General features: G+C 72.8%; 16 protein-coding genes. 11 read left to right on the top strand and 5 right to left on the bottom strand.

All coding sequences use genetic code 11. The features are described from left to right. Window positions 1-14: 14 nt before the first annotated feature. The 5 genes from rplU (at window position 15) to LL648_RS14505 (ending at window position 4,536) form a co-directional block, all read left to right on the top strand. The gene (gene rplU, locus LL648_RS14525; protein ID WP_232663045.1) at window positions 15-323 is read left to right on the top strand and encodes a 50S ribosomal protein L21; all 309 of its coding nucleotides are present in this window, start codon (window positions 15-17) and stop codon (window positions 321-323) included. Between the two features lie 15 nt (window positions 324-338). After that, window positions 339-596, top strand: coding sequence for a 50S ribosomal protein L27 (gene rpmA / locus LL648_RS14520; protein WP_232663044.1), 258 nt, complete (start codon window positions 339-341; stop codon window positions 594-596). Window positions 597-680: 84 nt separating this feature from the next. After that, window positions 681-2,150 (top strand): GTPase ObgE, encoded by a 1,470-nt coding sequence (obgE, locus tag LL648_RS14515; RefSeq protein ID WP_232663043.1) that lies wholly within the window; start codon window positions 681-683, stop codon window positions 2,148-2,150. Continuing rightward, the gene (proB, locus tag LL648_RS14510; protein WP_232663042.1) at window positions 2,147-3,271 is read left to right on the top strand and encodes a glutamate 5-kinase; all 1,125 of its coding nucleotides are present in this window, start codon (window positions 2,147-2,149) and stop codon (window positions 3,269-3,271) included. Before obgE ends, proB begins: the two co-directional genes overlap by 4 nt. A gap of 59 nt (window positions 3,272-3,330) precedes the next feature. Continuing rightward, window positions 3,331-4,536: a methyltransferase domain-containing protein gene (locus LL648_RS14505; RefSeq protein WP_232663041.1), complete on the top strand. Its 1,206-nt coding sequence runs from the start codon at window positions 3,331-3,333 to the stop codon at window positions 4,534-4,536. Window positions 4,537-4,570: 34 nt separating this feature from the next. Here LL648_RS14505 and LL648_RS14500 read toward each other — a convergent pair whose 3' ends face one another. Continuing rightward, the gene (locus tag LL648_RS14500; protein WP_232663040.1) at window positions 4,571-5,008 is read right to left on the bottom strand and encodes a nitroreductase/quinone reductase family protein; all 438 of its coding nucleotides are present in this window, start codon (window positions 5,006-5,008) and stop codon (window positions 4,571-4,573) included. 47 nt (window positions 5,009-5,055) lie between these two features. Further along, window positions 5,056-7,206 (bottom strand): RecQ family ATP-dependent DNA helicase, encoded by a 2,151-nt coding sequence (locus tag LL648_RS14495; RefSeq protein WP_374112041.1) that lies wholly within the window; start codon window positions 7,204-7,206, stop codon window positions 5,056-5,058. A 100-nt stretch (window positions 7,207-7,306) separates the two neighbouring features. On the opposite strand from LL648_RS14495, the gene LL648_RS14490 reads away from it, so the two are divergent. Beyond that, window positions 7,307-8,161 (top strand): AAA family ATPase, encoded by an 855-nt coding sequence (locus LL648_RS14490; RefSeq protein ID WP_232663110.1) that lies wholly within the window; start codon window positions 7,307-7,309, stop codon window positions 8,159-8,161. Between the two features lie 61 nt (window positions 8,162-8,222). On the opposite strand, the gene LL648_RS14485 is transcribed toward LL648_RS14490, so the two are convergent. Genes LL648_RS14485 through LL648_RS14475 form a run of 3 tightly spaced genes read right to left on the bottom strand, consistent with a single transcriptional unit; the run spans window position 8,223 to window position 11,712 of the window. Continuing rightward, window positions 8,223-9,950: a DUF4153 domain-containing protein gene (locus LL648_RS14485; protein WP_232663038.1), complete on the bottom strand. Its 1,728-nt coding sequence runs from the start codon at window positions 9,948-9,950 to the stop codon at window positions 8,223-8,225. After that, entirely contained in the window at window positions 9,947-11,008 is a 1,062-nt protein-coding gene (locus tag LL648_RS14480) for a HAMP domain-containing sensor histidine kinase (protein ID WP_232663037.1), read from the bottom strand. Before LL648_RS14480 ends, LL648_RS14485 begins: the two co-directional genes overlap by 4 nt. Next, window positions 11,005-11,712, bottom strand: a complete 708-nt coding sequence (locus LL648_RS14475; protein ID WP_232663036.1) for a response regulator transcription factor — start codon at window positions 11,710-11,712, stop codon at window positions 11,005-11,007. The genes LL648_RS14480 and LL648_RS14475 overlap by 4 nt, the downstream gene beginning before the upstream one ends. 105 nt (window positions 11,713-11,817) lie before the next feature. On the opposite strand from LL648_RS14475, the gene LL648_RS14470 reads away from it, so the two are divergent. From LL648_RS14470 to nadD, 5 genes are all read left to right on the top strand, one after another. Continuing rightward, entirely contained in the window at window positions 11,818-13,251 is a 1,434-nt protein-coding gene (locus tag LL648_RS14470) for a vWA domain-containing protein (protein WP_232663035.1), read from the top strand. A 112-nt stretch (window positions 13,252-13,363) separates the two neighbouring features. Beyond that, window positions 13,364-13,726, top strand: coding sequence for an SPW repeat domain-containing protein (locus LL648_RS14465; protein WP_232663034.1), 363 nt, complete (start codon window positions 13,364-13,366; stop codon window positions 13,724-13,726). Between the two features lie 102 nt (window positions 13,727-13,828). Continuing rightward, the gene (locus LL648_RS14460; RefSeq protein WP_232663033.1) at window positions 13,829-14,395 is read left to right on the top strand and encodes a TetR/AcrR family transcriptional regulator; all 567 of its coding nucleotides are present in this window, start codon (window positions 13,829-13,831) and stop codon (window positions 14,393-14,395) included. 42 nt (window positions 14,396-14,437) lie between these two features. Further along, complete coding sequence (locus tag LL648_RS14455; protein ID WP_232663032.1) at window positions 14,438-15,061, top strand: alpha-ketoglutarate-dependent dioxygenase AlkB; 624 nt, start codon at window positions 14,438-14,440, stop codon at window positions 15,059-15,061. Window positions 15,062-15,082: 21 nt separating this feature from the next. After that, window positions 15,083-15,664 (top strand): nicotinate-nucleotide adenylyltransferase, encoded by a 582-nt coding sequence (gene nadD / locus LL648_RS14450; protein ID WP_308190322.1) that lies wholly within the window; start codon window positions 15,083-15,085, stop codon window positions 15,662-15,664. Window positions 15,665-15,750 lie beyond the last annotated feature (86 nt).

The raw sequence follows: 15,750 nt of genomic DNA, 5'->3' as shown, positions 1-15,750 counted from the left end.
GGAGCAGTGCGTCGATGTACGCGATCGTCAAGACCGGCGGTAAGCAGTACAAGGTGGCCGTCGACGACGTGGTCACCGTCGAGAAGATCGATGGTGAGCCCGGCGCGGAGATCACCCTCCCCGCGGTGCTCCTGGTTGATGGGGACGACGTCACCACCGACGCGGACGCCCTCGCCGGCGCGACCGTTTCGGCCACGGTGGTCGCGCACACCAAGGGTCCGAAGATCCGCATCCACAAGTTCAAGAACAAGACCGGGTACCACAAGCGTCAGGGGCACCGTCAGCCCCTGACGAAGGTCCAGGTCACCGGCATCGCGAAGTAGTAGGAGACTCGGGCCATGGCACACAAGAAGGGTGCGTCCAGCTCGCGCAACGGGCGCGACTCCAACGCACAGCGGCTCGGTGTGAAGCGCTTCGGCGGCCAGGTCGTCGGCGCGGGCGAGATCATCGTCCGGCAGCGCGGCACCAAGTTCCACCCCGGCACCGGGGTCGGCCGCGGCGGCGACGACACGCTGTTCGCGCTGATCGACGGCGCGGTCGAGTTCGGCTACACCCGCGGCCGCAAGGTCGTGAACATCGTGCCGGCCTCTGTCTGAGGCCGCACCACCAGCGTTTTTCCGACAACGGCGGGCCGCCCTCGGGGTGGTCCGCCGTTGTCGTGTTCAGGTTGAGGAGAGTCGATGTCGAAGTTCGTGGACCGCGTGGTGCTGCACGCCGCGGCGGGGGCGGGCGGCAACGGCTGCGCCTCGGTGCACCGCGAGAAGTTCAAGCCGCTCGGCGGCCCTGACGGTGGCAACGGAGGGCGCGGCGGTTCGGTCGTGCTCGTCGTCGACCAGGGTGTGCACACCCTGCTCGACTTCCACCACCGCCCGCACGCCGCCGCGCGCAACGGCAAGCAGGGGCAGGGCGGCTTCCGGGCCGGCGCGAACGCGGAAGACCTCGAGCTGCGCGTGCCCGACGGCACGGTTGTGTTCTCGGCCGGCGGCGAGATCGTCGCCGACCTGGTCGGTGCCGGCACCCGGTTCGTCGCGGCCGAAGGGGGCCGAGGTGGGCTGGGCAACGCGGCGCTGGCGTCCGCGGCGCGCAAGGCGCCCGGCTTCGCGCTGCTCGGTGAGCCCGGCGAGAGCGTCGACCTCGTGCTGGAGCTGCGCTCCATGGCCGACGTCGGGTTGCTCGGCTTCCCCTCGGCCGGCAAGTCGTCGCTGGTGGCGGCGCTGTCCGCGGCCCGGCCGAAGATCGCCGACTACCCGTTCACCACGCTCGTGCCGCAGCTGGGTGTCGTGAGCGCAGGTGACGAGATCTACACCGTCGCCGACGTGCCCGGCCTGATCCCCGGCGCCTCCGAGGGCCGCGGTCTCGGGCTCGACTTCCTGCGGCACATCGAACGCTGCTCGGTGCTGGTGCACGTCGTCGACTGTGCGACGTTCGAGCCGGGTCGCGACCCGCTCTCCGACATCCAGGCGCTGGAGGACGAGCTCTCCCGCTACACGCCGGCGCTGGGCGGGGAGCTGGCCGACCGGCCGCGCCTCGTGGCGCTCAACAAGATCGACGTCCCGGACGCGAAGGACATGTCCGAGCTGGTCGCCGCCGAGATCACCGAGCGCTACGGCTGGCGGGTCTTCCCGATCTCAGCCGTCAGCCGCAGCGGGCTGCGTGAGCTGACGTTCGCGATGGCCAAGGAAGTGCACGCCTACCGGGCCGCGCAGCCCGTTGCCGAGCCGACCCGCATCGTGCTGCGGCCGACGGCCGTCGACGACTCCGGCTTCACCATCGACGTCGACCCGGACCTGCCTGGCGGCTTCGTCGTGCGGGGCGCCCGGCCCGAGCGCTGGATCCGGCAGACGTCCTTCGACAACGACGAGGCCGTCGGCTACCTGGCCGACCGGTTGGCCCGCCTCGGCGTCGAGGACGCGCTCGCCAGAGCCGGTGCGCAGCCGGGCTGCCCGGTGACGATCGGCGACGTCACGTTCGACTGGGAGCCGAGCACCCCGGCCGGTATCGCCGCGATGATGTCGGGCCGCGGCACCGACCGGCGGCTGGAGCAGACCGACCGGATCGGTGCGGCGGAGCGCAAGGCGGCCAGGATCGACCGCCGCAAGCACCGCACCGACGCCGAGCTGCAGATCGAGCTCTCGTCGAGCGAAGAATGAGCGCACGGGCGCAGCTCGCCGCCGCACGGCGGGTCGTGGTGAAGGTCGGCTCGTCGTCGCTGACCAGCCTCACCGGAGGACTCGACCCGCAGCGGCTAGATGCGCTCGTCGACGCACTGGCGGCCAGGTCGGCCGCGGGCAGTCAGGTTGTGCTCGTCTCATCCGGGGCGATCGCGGCCGGGCTGGCCCCGCTCGGGCTAGCCCGCCGCCCCCGTGACCTCGCGACCCAGCAGGCAGCCGCCGCGGTCGGGCAGCTGCTGCTCGCGCAGGCGTACGGGGCATCGTTCGCGCGTCACGGCCAGTCGATCGGCCAGGTGCTGCTCACCGCCGACGACATGATCCGTCGTGCCCACTATCGCAACGCCCAGCGCACCCTGGAGCGGTTGCTCGGGCTCGGGGTGCTGCCGGTCGTGAACGAGAACGACACGGTGGCGACCGACGAGATCCGCGTGGGCGACAACGACCGGCTCGCCGCGCTGGTGGCGCACCTGATCGGGGCCGACGCGCTGGTGCTGCTCTCGGACGTCGACGGGCTCTACGACGGCGACCCGCGCCGGCCGGGCGCCCGACTGCTCACCGACGTCGACGCGCCGACGGACCTGGAGGCGGTCACCGTCGCGCGGCCCGGCGCGGGCAGCCTCGGCACCGGCGGGATGGCCACGAAGATCACGGCGGCCGCGATGGCCGCCGCTGCCGGCATCCCGGTGCTGCTCGCCGCGGCGGAGGACGTTGCGGCCGCGCTGGAGACGGGCGTCGACGGGCCGAAGGTCGGCACCGCGTTCCGCCCTTCGGGTAGGCGCATGTCGGCGCGGCGGTTCTGGTTGCGCCACGCCGCCGACGTGCGCGGCTCGCTGATGCTCGACGCCGGGGCCGTCGCCGCCGTGATCGGGCGCCGCCGTTCGCTGCTCGCCGCCGGTATCCACGGGATCTCCGGCGACTTCGTCGCAGGTGACGTCGTCGACCTCGTCGGCCCGACCGGCGCCGTGGTGGCCCGCGGCGTGGTCGGGTTCGACGCCGGTGAGCTGCCCGACCTCATCGGGCGGCGCAGCCGCGAGCTGCCGCCTGAGCAGCGCCGGGAAGTGGTTCATGCCGACGACCTGGTGCCGCTGATCGACAGCTGAGCCGGCAGGGGCTCGGCCTCCGCTTGTCGTCGGCTGTGCACGCCGTCACACTCGGCGTGATGACGACTGCCGAGCGTGCCCGATCCCGCATGGTGGCCGCTTTGTGCGACTCGGGCCGGGTCGTCAGCTCAACGGTCGAGGATGCGTTCCGCAACGTGCCACGGCACCTGTTCGTCCCCGACTTCCCGATCGAGATGGCCTACGCCGACGAGGCGGTTGCCGTGCAGCTCGTCGACGGCGTCGCGACCAGCTCGGCGTCGCAGCCGTCGATGATGGCGATCATGCTGGAGCAGCTCGCGGTCCGCCCCGGCCACCGGGTGCTGGAGATCGGCGCCGGCACCGGGTACAACGCGGCGCTGATGGCCAGGATGGTCGGCCCGACCGGCTCGGTGACCGCCGTCGACATCGACCAGGAGCTGATCGACTCCGCGGAGCGCCACCTCGCTGCGGCCGGGGTCAGCGGGGTGCGGCTGGTCTGCGCCGACGGCGCGCTCGGATACGCGGAGAACGCGCCGTACGACCGGATCGTGCTGACCGTCGGCAGCTCCGACGTGCGTCCGGAGTGGGTGGCACAGCTCTCCGCCGGCGGCAGGTTGCTGCTGCCGCTCGCGGTGCGGGGCAGCCAGCTGTCGGTGTCGCTGGACCTCGGCACGGACGGCCTGCTCTACAGCGACTCGGTGCGGGGGTGCGCGTTCATCAGGCTGCGCGGCATCGGCGCCGGCCCGGACACCACGGTCATGCTCGGCGACGAGCTGGCGATGCTCCTGCCGGAGGACGCCGAGACCGTCCCCGATCCCGCGGACGTGATCGCGGCGTTGGCCGCGCCGGGGCCGGTGCGCGGCTCGCCGGTGCCGCTGGGCCCGCGGGACGTCTGGGACGGGTTCGGGCTGTGGTTGGCGCTCAACGATCCGCGGATGGTCCGGCTGAGCGCGAACCAGCCGGCGGGTCTGCTCGCCGAGAGCATGTTCGCGGTCGGCCCGACCCACGCGGGAGTTGCGCTCGTCGGGCCGGGGCGCGGTGTTGCGCTGGCCGCCGCGACCGGTGACACCTCCGCGGTGCGGGCGTTCGGGATCGACGGCCGCGGGCCCGCGGAGCGGATGCTCCTCGCGCTTGCGGAATGGGAAGCGGCGGGTTCCCCGCAGGCCGCCGACCTCGGCCTCGTGGTTGCGCCGCGCCCGCTGCCCGTCACCGTGGCGCCGGGCTCGGCCGTGGTGGCGACCCCGAGCGCGCGGGTGTTGACGACATGGCACGCGCCCGTCACGTGATCCTCCGCCCGACCGGAGGTCACGCCGGGAGACGTCAGGCGGTCGGCACCGGCTCCAGCACGACCAGCGGGATCTCCCGCTCGGTGCGCCGCTGGTAGCCGGCGTAGCCGCGATAGCGCTTCGTGACCGTGGGCCACATGCGGGCCCGCTCGTCGGGGGCGGCGATGCGGGCGATCATCGGTCGCTTGGGGCCACCCCGGTACGCAACCTCGACGTTCGGCTCGTCGCGCAGGTTGAGGAACCACGCCGGGTGGTGGTCGTCGCCACCGCGGGAGGCGACGACCACGATCCGGTCGCCCTCCTGCAACGGGGAGGTGAGCATGACAGCGCGGCGCTGCCCGCTCTTGCGTCCGACGGTGGTGAGCTCGAGAACCGGCATGCCGCCGGCGTCCCACCCGAGCTTGCCGCCGGAGGCACCCAGCATCAGCCGGTGGACGGCGTTCATGGCCTTGAGTGCGAGGTCGTGGGGCATCGGCCCAGTCTAACTTACCGGCGGTAACTTGGCCGGGCCCGACCTGCTCAGCCTGCGAGCGCCAGCGCGAGCGGCAGCACCGCGGTGGCGCCGGCCTGCCGCAGCAGCCGGGCCGCGACCGTCATCGTCCAGCCGGTGTCGATCACGTCGTCGATGAGCAGCACCGGGCCCTGCGGCACAGCAAAACCCGGCTGGGCGAACGCGCCCCACACCGCGGCGAGCCGCTGGGCCGAGTTCGCGTGCGCCTCCGGCCGCCCGCCGACGGGCTCCAGCATCCCGAGCAGCGGCAGCCTGCCGATCTCCGAGATCCGCCGGGAGAGGTGGTCGAGCTGGTGCGGACGGGTGCGGGAACCGATCCCCACGACGCCGACGGGCCGCTCCTCCCAGCCCCAACCGGCGAGCACCCGCACGCACGCGTCGAGCACGTCCTTCGGGATCGGGGCGTCCTCGCCCTGCGTGAGCTCGCGCAGGCGCGTGCCCCAGCCGATGTCGGAGAGCCTGCCGATGACCCGTCCGGTCTCGGCGAGCTCCGCGGCCGGGATGCGCCCGGACGCCGGGACGTCCAGCTCGGCCATCCCGCTCGGCCACTGCTTGCGCGGCGGCACCTCCACACCGGGCTTCGCGAGCCGCTCGCCCGCCGCCGCTGTGGCGCTCGCGTCGACGTCGCTGCTCCACGCCGCACCCGCGCAGTTGTCGCACCGCCCGCACGGACCGGCCTGCGGGTCGTCGAGCTGGCGGCGCAGGAATGCGAGGCGGCACTCGTCGGACGCGATGTAGGCCAGCATCGCCTGCTGCTCGGCCTTGCGGGCCTCGGCGATCCGCTGGTGGCGCTCCCTGTCGTAGACCCACGACTCGCCGGTGCTGATCCACCCGCCCTTGACGCGCTTCGCGGCTCCGTCGCTGTCGAGCACCTTGAGCAGCATCTCCAGCCGGGTGCGGGAGAGATCGACCCTGGTCTCGATCGCGGCGGTCGAGAGCGGGCCCTCAGCGGCGTCGAGCACCTGCAGCGTCTGGCGCACCAGCGGCTCCGGCGGGAACGCGAGCGACGCGAAGTACGCCCAGATGTCGCGGTCCTCGTGGCCGGGCAGCAGCACGACCTCGGCCCGCTCGACGGCGCGTCCGGCGCGTCCGATCTGCTGGTAGTACGCCACCGGGGAGGCCGGCGCGCCGAGGTGCACGACGAACCCCAGGTCGGGCTTGTCGAAGCCCATTCCGAGCGCGCTGGTCGCGACCAGCGCCTTGACCCGGTTGGCGAGCAGGTCGCCCTCGGCGGCGAGGCGCTCCTCCGGCTCGGTCTTGCCGCTGTAGGACGCGACGGGGTAGCCGCGCTCGCGCAGGAAATCGGCGACCTCCTCGGCCCCTGCGATCGTCAGCGTGTAGATGATGCCGGCGCCCGGCAGGTCGTCGAGGTGCGCGGCCAGCCAGCCCAGCCGCTGCGCCGGGGTCGCCAGCCGGACCACCGAGAGCCGCAGGCTCTCCCGGTCGAGCGAGCCACGAAGCACCAGCGGCTCGCCCGCCGCTAGTCCCAGCTGCTCGGTGACGTCGACGACCACGCGGTCGTTGGCGGTTGCGGTGGTCGCGAGCACCGGGATGCCCTCGGGCAGGTCGTTGATCAGCGCGCGGAGCCTGCGGTAATCGGGGCGGAAGTCGTGGCCCCAATCGGAGATGCAGTGCGCTTCGTCGACGACGAGCATGCCGGCGCTCGCGGTGAGCCGGGGCAGCACGCGGTCGCGGAAGTCGGGGTTGTTCAGCCGTTCGGGGCTGACGAGCAGCACGTCGACCTCGCCGTCGGCGACCGCGGCGTAGGTGCGCTCCCAGTCGGACGTGTTGGCGGAGTTGACGGTGACGGCTCTGATCCCGGCCCGCTGCGCGGCGTCAATCTGGTTGCGCATCAGCGCCAGCAGCGGCGAGACGATCACCGTCGGCCCGGCCCCCGACGCCCGCAGCAGCGCCGTCGCCACGAAGTACACGGCCGACTTGCCCCACCCGGTGCGCTGGACGACGAGCGCTCGCCGCCGCTGCGCCACGAGCGCGTGGATGGCGGTCCACTGGTCCTCGCGCAGCCGGGCTCCCGCTCCGGCGAGCGTGGCCAGCACGTCCTCGGCGCGGTCGCGGAGTTCCCGCTCGGTCGTCGTCACGGACCCATGGTGGCCGACCGCACCGACAGGGTGCCGGGTGGGGCACCGCCGTCTCCGCATCGGTGGAGCGACCCGGCTCACTCCTTCCGGGTGGGCTGCAGGCTGGGCGGATCGGCAGGACGCAGGGCAGGATGGCGCCGTGAGCCCCAACCAGACACCGATGTTCGGCTCGGTCGCGGACGTCGCCGAGCGGCTGGCCGGCGTCGGCTACCTGGCCTCGACGGCCGTCGCGACGACCGTGTTCCTCGCCGACCGGTTGGGCAAGCCGCTGCTCGTCGAGGGCCCGGCCGGGGTCGGCAAGACCGAGCTCGCCAAGGCCGTCGCGGAGTGCACCGGATCGGGGCTAGTCCGGCTGCAGTGCTACGAGGGCATCGACGAGGCACGGGCGCTCTACGAGTGGAACCATGCGAAGCAGCTGCTGCGGATCACCGCGGGCCAGGGCAAGGAGTCGTGGGACGAGACGCGCGACGACGTCTTCTCCGAGGAGTTCCTGCTCCCGCGCCCGCTGCTCACGGCGATCAGCCGCCCCGACCCGACCGTCCTGCTCGTCGACGAGATCGACAAGGCCGACGTCGAGGTCGAGGGACTGTTGCTGGAGGTGCTTTCCGACTTCCAGGTGACCGTCCCGGAGATGGGCACGATCACGGCGACCCGCCGCCCGTTCGCGCTGCTCACCTCCAACTCGACGCGTGAGCTGTCGGAGGCGCTCAAGCGCCGCTGCCTCTTCCTGCACCTCGATTTCCCCGACGCGGAGCTGGAGCGGCGCATCGTGCTCTCGCGCGTGCCGGAGCTCGCCGAGGCGCTCGTCGACGCGCTCGTCCGCACGGTCCGGGTGCTGCGCGGGCTGGAGCTGCGCAAGTCGCCGTCCGTCGCCGAGACGATCGACTGGGGACGCACGCTGCTCGCGCTCGGCATGGACACCCTCGACGACGACGCCGTCCGCGCGACGCTCGGCGTGGTGCTCAAGCACCAGTCCGACACGGTGAAGGCCGCCGCCGAGCTGCGCCTCAACTAGACCGAGTGCCGGGCGCGGCCGCCCGACCCCCACCCCGAGCACGATGGGGCATGCGGCCGGGTCAGCGACTGCCGTCCGAGCAGTTCGGTGCGGCCGCGCCCGCCAGCGCCTCCCGCGCCTGCGCGCGGGCGATGTTGGCGCTGCGCCAGTCGTCGGTCTCCGGTAGCCGCTGCGCGATCGTCCCCAGCGCGCACGTGCGGTGCGGCTCGGGCAGCTGCTGCAGCGCCGGCACGGCGTCCGCCGAGAGTGTGCTCAGGTACCCCACGTCGACCTTGCCGCTGTCCGCCAGTCGCGCGATGTTGTGCTCGGCGATGAAACCCTCCGGGTTCAGCACCGCCAGCCCGAGCAGGGCGGCGACGCCGGCCGCGAGCATCCCGCGGGCGAGCCCCGCGTGCCGCAGCCGGAGCACCCCGACCAGCACCAGCAAGAAACCCAGGCCCAGCCACAGCTCGAAGGTGAGCACGAGCAGGCGGAGCACGGTGAACCCGTACGCCTGCTGGTAGAGCCACATGCGGCTGAGCGCCGACGCGATGATCACCAGCGTGAGCGCGACGAGCACCGCCAGCAGCGTGCGCTTCCAGCGCCGCTCCTTCGCTGTCGTCGCCGGTGCGAACCGCATGGCGAGCACGAGCACCCCGAGCGTGAGCAGCGTGACCGCCACCAGCTGGCCGAAGCCGCTGCGGGCGTACTCCGCGTAGGAGGGGCCGGTCGTCCGCCGCACGTACTCGTCGCCGCCGAAGAGCGCCGCGAACTGCACGCCGACGAACACGACGAAGAGCAGCACGAGCACGCCGACCGGGATGACCCAGTCCCGCAGCTGCAGCCGCGTGGGCCGTTCCGCCCGTTCCGTCCGTTGCGGCGGCGCCACCAGCACGAAGCAGGCGCCGAGCACGCCGAGCGCGGCCAGGGCGAACAGCACGGCCCACCGGATCGCCGACGACAGGTCGAGGGTCGGGACGACGGCGTCGACGAGGCTGGCGAACGCGGCGTCGGCGGCGGCGAGCAGCGGCACGAACACCACGAGCACCACCACGGCGGCGAGCACCGAGAGCAGGACCCGGACGCCGCCCGCGCCGTGCCGCAGCGTCGTCAGGCCGCGTGCCGTCCACGGCACGGCACGCATCGCCGCGATCGGCACTGCGACGACACCACCCAGCACCGTCGCGAACGAGCGGCCGGCCACGGCGAGCGAGCCGGCGACGCAGGCCATGAGCAGGCACAGCGCGGCGAGCCACTCGGCGTCGCGCACCACGGTGACAGCCACGAGGCCGACCGCGGCGACGCCCCACAGCAGGTGGGGCAGTGCGGCGTGGGTCGGGCGCTGCGGCCGGCCGACCGCGAGCCAGGCTACCGTCATCACCAGCGCGGTCACCAGGAAACCCACCCCGGCACGGCCCTCGGGCACCGCGATGGCAGCGACGACCCCTGCGGCCGCGGCACAGCCGAGGATGCGGCGCGACGGCGGCGACGCAGGGCGGGGCCACCACGCGAACAGCGGCTGTGGCGGCGGGTACGGGACCGCCGGCCCCAGTCCCGGGTGGCGCGGCGCGGCGCCGGATGGTGGGCCGACCGGCGGGCCGAATGGTGGACCGGGAGGTGCGGACGGGTCGACCTTCAGTGCGAGCCGGCCGGCTGCCGGCATCGGCGGGGCCGACCACACGCTCTGCCCGCCCGGGGCCAAGGCTGGCACCGGCTCCGCCGGTCCTTCCAGGGCGGCCGGTCTTTCGTCGGATCCCTCTGCGGGCCCCTCGGCGTCGGTGCTCGGCTCCGGCTTCTCGTCGGCGCTCATGGCTGCCCCGGCAGGGTCACGCGGATCCGGCACCCGGGAAGCGGCGCGGCCGCCGCCGTGGCATCCGGCGCCACCACCCCGATACGCCCGCCGTGCAGGTCGACCACCCAGCGTGCGATGGCCAGCCCGAGCCCGGTGCCGCCCCCCACGGCCCGCTCCCCTCGGGTGAACCGGTTGAAGACCCGGTCGCGGTCCTCGACCGCGATGCCCGGTCCGCTGTCTTGTACCTCCAGCACGAGACGTCCCCCTTCATGTCGTCCGGTCACCCGGACGTCCGTATGTGGCGGGCTGTGCCGCGCCGCGTTGTCCAGCAGGTTGACCACGACCTGGTGCAGCCGCCCGCGATCGGCGAGCGCGGTGAGCCGAGGCGGCTCGACGTCGATGCGGAAGCCCACCCCACGCCCGATGACGTCGGCCGCGACCCGTGCCTCGGCGACGGCGTCGGCGAGCATCGGCGCGAGCTCGAAGAGCTCCGGCGTGAGCGAGAGCGCCCCGGCGTCGATGCGGGAGAGGTCGAGCAGCTCCGTCACGAGCCGTCCGAGGCGTTCGGTCTGCGAGAGCGCGGTGCGCAGGGTCGCGGGGTCGGGTCGGGCGACCCCGTCGACGACGTTCTCCAGCACGGCCTGCAGCGCCGCGATGGGCGTGCGCAGCTCGTGCGAGACGTTGGCGATCAGCTCACGTCGCTGTTGGTCGGCCGCTGCGAGATCGGCCGCCATCAGGTTGAAGGCCGCGGCGAGCTCGCCCACCTCGTCGCGCGATGACGCCCTGACCCGCTGGGTGTAGTCGCCGCGCGCCATGGCCCGCGCCGCGACGATCATCTCCCGGATCGGCCGGGTCATGCCGTGCGCGAGCACCTGCGCGGTGACCAGCACGATCGCCACCGTCACCAGCGTGATCGGCACCGGCGGCTGCCACCGGAACTCGTAGTAGAGGTAGACGAGGCCGGCCGCACCGGAGAACAGCAGCAAGATGCTGATCTTGAGTTTGATCGAGCGCACCGGGTCGAGCGGTCGCGGCAGCAGCTCGGCGAGCGCCGCCGCGCGGTCGATGAACGTCACTGCGGCACCTCCAGCGCGTAGCCGACGCCGTGCACGGTCCGGATGAGGTCGGCGCCGAGCTTGCGGCGCAGCGCCTTGATGTGGCTGTCGACCGTCCTGGTGCCGGCGGCGTCAGACCAGCCCCACACGTTCGAGAGCAGGACGTCGCGCGGCAGCACGGTGCGCGGCTGCCCGGCGAGGTGCACCAGCAGGTCGAACTCCGTCGGCGTGAGGTGCGCCTGCTCGCCACGGGCCCACACCCGCCGCTGCGCGACGTCGATCTCCAGCTCGCCGAGCACGATCCGGTCCGACGGCGCGGGCGCGTGCTGCTCGGCGGCCCGGTCCACCCTGCGGAAGAGCGCGTGCACGCGCGCGGCCAGCTCGCGGATCGAGAACGGCTTCGTCAGGTAGTCGTCGGCGCCGACGGCCAGCCCGACGAGCAGGTCGGTCTCGGCGTCCCGGGCGGTCAGCATGATCACCGGCACCGCCCGCCGCGCCTGGATCCTGCGGCAGACCTCGAGCCCGTCGAAACCCGGCAGCATCACGTCGAGCACGACGAGGTCCGGTTCGACGCGAGCGAACGCCGCCACCGCCGACGGCCCGTCCTGCGCGACGTCGACGAGGAAGCCCTCGGCGCGCAGCCGCGCGGCGACCGACGCCGCGATGGTCGGCTCGTCCTCGACGACGAGCACCCGGCGCTGGCCGGTAACCGCAGGTCCCTGCATGGGGACGACCATAGGGATCGAACGTGGAGGGCATCTGCGGCAGTTGTGAAGGTGTTGTGGAGTTCGAGCCGCGCGCGGGGCCGATCGGGCAGGCATGATGAGCCCGTGGAGGAGACCGCGCGGATCGCGCCGGAGCACGGGTTGCCGGGGCACCTCGTCGACTTCGTCGCCGCGCTGCGACAGCACGGGGTCGCCGTCGGGCCCGGTGAGACGGTCGACGCGGCCGAGGTGCTGAGCGCGCTCGACCTGATCCACCGCGAGCACGTCAAGGAAGGCCTCGCCGCCGCGCTCCTGCGCCGGTCGGGCCAGCGGCAGGCGTTCGACACCCTCTTCGAGCTGTACTTCCCGGCCGCGCTCGGCGCCGGCGCGAGCGACGTCGAGGTCCCACGGGTCGACGACACCGACGACGGCCCCGTCGACATCGACTCGCTGCGCGAGGTGCTGGCCGACCTCCTGCGCGACGGCGACACCGACGCGCTCGCCGAGCTCGCGCGGGCGGTCGTCGATGCGCTCGGCCGCTCCGGGGCGTCCGGCATCGGGATCAGGGGAGCTGGTGGGCAACCGAGCTGGTCGGCGTACCAGGCGCTGCGGATGCTCTCGCCGGAGACGCTGCTGGCCAGGATCATGGACGACCTCAAGGCCGGCCACGACGAGTCCACCCCGTTCGCCGACGAGGTGCTGCGCAGGGAGATCAGGGACCGCATCGCGGCCTTCCGCAAGATGATCACCGACGAGGTGCGCAGGCGCACCGCCGAGATCCGCGGCCGCGACACCGTCGCGAAGACCGCCGTGCCCAAGCAGGTCGAGCAGGTCGAGTTCCTCTCGGCGTACGCGGAGCAGCTGGCGCAGCTGCGCCGCACGGTCCACCCGCTGGCCCGGCGGCTCGCGTCGCGGCTGGCCGTGCGCCGCAAGCACGCCAAGCGCGGCACCCTCGACATGCGGCGCACGCTGCGCCGTTCGATGTCCACCGGTGGCGTCCCGATGCGCCCCGCCTACCGCACGCGCCGGCCGGGTCGACCGGAGCTGGTGGTGCTCTGCGACGTCTCCGGCTCGGTGGCCGGGTTCAGCCATTTCACGTTGCTGCTGGTGCAGGCGTTGCGGGAGCAGTTCAGCAAGGTCAGGGTCTTCGCGTTCGTCGAGCGGGCCGACGAGGTCACCCACCTGTTCGCGCCTGGCGCGGAGCTGGCCGGGGTGATGCAGCGGGTGCTGCGTGAGGCCGACCTCGTCGCGTTCGACGGGCACAGCGACTACGGCGGCTCGTTCGGCAGCTTCGCGGAGTTCTACGGCGAGGCGATCACCTCCAAGACGTCGCTGCTGGTGCTGGGGGACGCCCGCACCAACTACCGCGACCCGAACCTCGCCGTGCTGCGCAGGCTCGTCGGCACCGCCCGCCACGCGCACTGGCTGAACCCGGAGCCGCGTCGGCAGTGGGGCAGCGGCGATTCCGCCGCCCTCCGGTACGCCGACGTGCTGCCGATGCACGAGTGCCGGACGGCCGGTCAGCTGGCCGATGTGGTGGAGGCTCTGCTGCCGGTCTGAACCGCGGTTATTCCCTGGTCGGGGCGGGTGCGATCTATCAGTCACCAGGCTTGACCGGGCGGCCAGTCAAGCGCATGATCAGAGGGTCCTTCGGAAAGGGGAGGTGGTAGCGATGACCAACAGGACATGGCACCGCTGGCAGGACTGGGCGGCACTCGTGATCGGTGTGCTGACGGCTCTTTCGCCGATCGTCGTGGCAACGAACGCAGCCGCACTGTGGACCCTGATCGTCTTCGGTGTGCTGCTCGCCGCGTCGGGGCTGTGGTCGCTGGCGGCACCGGGTTCGGTGGCCAGTGAGTACGTGCACGTCGTGCTCGGCGTGCTCCTGTTCATCTCGCCGTGGGTGCTGGGGTACAGCGCGTTCGGCGGGGCGTCCTGGACGTCGTGGATCGCGGGCGTGCTGGCTGTGGTCGTGGGAGCCGTGGCAGTGCCTGCGGCGACCGCCGAGCACAGGGGCCTGGCGAGCTCGCACTGATTGCAGTACCAGCCGGAGATTCCACCGAACGGCCGCGGCTCGGGAGCCGCGGCCGTTTCGCGTTGGCGCCATCATGGACGCGATGACAGCGATGGAGCGCCCATGACCTCGCCCGCCGACGAGCCCGCCCGCGAACGCATACTCGGGGCGGCGGAAGCCTTGTTCGCAGAGTCGGGCTTCGACGCGACGCCGACGTCACGCATCGCCGAGCGGGCCGGTGTGCCGAAAGGGCTCGTGCACTACTACTTCAAGCGCAAGCCCGACCTGCTGGAGGCGCTCGTCGAGCGGCTGCCGGACGACCGGATCGCCACCGACGGCGTCGTGGTGCCGGGAGACATCGCCGAGAGCCTGCACCGGCTCGTCGACGTGCTCGACCGCAAGCTCGACTCGTCGGCCGTCCTCTCGCACCTGCTCTGGCGGGAGGCCGACACGCACCCGGCGGTGCTGGAGGCGTTGCAGGCGCGGTTCGAGCGGATCATCGACCAGATCAGGGCGGTGATGGTGGCGGCGGTGCCGCAGTGCGCGAGCCGCGCGGACGTCGACAGCGCCGCCTTCCTGCTCGCGTCGGCGCTCAGCTATCGCCACTCGGTGGCCCGGCACGAGGGCGAAGGCTCCGCCGGCATGCGTCGTGAGCTGGACTTCCTGGCCGGAGCCTTGACCGCCGGCTGATCGACATCGAACTGATGTTCGATTCCGTGTTAGCGTCCGGGCATGGCCTTCGACGTTGCGTGGCAGCCGTCGCTCCTCGACGAGAGCCCTGTCGCCGCGGCGGACGGGACGTTCCGCGGGCTGCGCCGCCATGAGCTCGGGGAGGGCGCGTGGCTCGACCTCGTGCCCGGCTGGTGCACCGGCGCCGACGTCCTCTTCGCGCAGCTCCTGCACGAGACCCCGTGGACGGGGCGCGAGGTGCGGATGTACGAGCGGATCGTCCCCGAACCGCGGCTCACCCACCGGTGGCACCTCGACGACGGCCCAGCGCCGCCGGACGTGCTCCACGGCATGGCCGGGCTGCTCGGTGCGCGGTACGGCGTCACGTTCTCCCAGGTTGGGGCCAACCTCTACCGCAACGGTGCCGACAGCGTCGCGTGGCATGGCGACCGCGTCGCCCGCGAGCTGCCGGAGGCCGTCGTCGCGCTCGTCTCGCTGGGTGCCGTGCGGCCCTTCCGGTTGCGCCCCACCGGCGGCGGCACCAGCGTCGGGTTCCTCCCCGGCCCGGGCGACCTGCTCGTGATGGGCGGCTCGTGCCAGCGCACCTGGCAGCACTCCGTGCCCAAGACGAAAGCCGCCGGGGCACGCATCAGCATCCAGTTCCGGCACGCCTACCAGCGCCGATGACGTGGCAAGTAGTGTACGCGGGTGCATCGCAAGATCGGGGTGATGGGCGGGACGTTCGACCCCATCCACCATGGACACCTGGTCGCGGCCAGCGAGGTCGCCGACCGGTTCGGCCTCGACGAGGTCGTGTTCGTGCCGACGGGGCAGCCGTGGCAGAAGACGGAGCGCGAGGTGAGCCGCGCCGAGGACCGCTACCTGATGACGGTCATCGCCACGGCGTCCAACCCGCGCTTCACGGTGAGCCGGGTCGACATCGACCGCGAAGGGCCCACCTACACCGCTGACACCCTCGCCGACCTGCACGACGAGCGGCCCGACTCGCGGCTCTACTTCATCACCGGCGCCGACGCGCTCGCGCAGATCCTCAGCTGGCACAAGGTCGAGGAGCTGTTCGAGAAGGCACATTTCATCGGGGTCACCCGCCCCGGGTACGAGCTGGGCGACGACCACCTGCCCGACGGCGCCGTCACGCTCGTCGAGGTGCCGGCGATGGCGATCTCCTCGACCGACTGCCGGCGCAGGGTCGAGCAGGGCCATCCCGTTTGGTACCTCGTGCCCGACGGCGTGGTGCAGTACATCTCGAAGCGCGGCTTGTACCGCTGACCTGCCACCGGGACCGGTGCGGGAGCTGCGTGTGCGGCCCCGCTACCCGCGGATCGAGCCGGGCGGAGGCGAGCCGGCGGGGCCGG

The organism is Pseudonocardia sp. TRM90224, from assembly GCF_021245725.1.
Classification (GTDB): domain Bacteria; phylum Actinomycetota; class Actinomycetes; order Mycobacteriales; family Pseudonocardiaceae; genus Pseudonocardia.
This window is presented reverse-complemented; position numbering and strand designations above follow the sequence as displayed.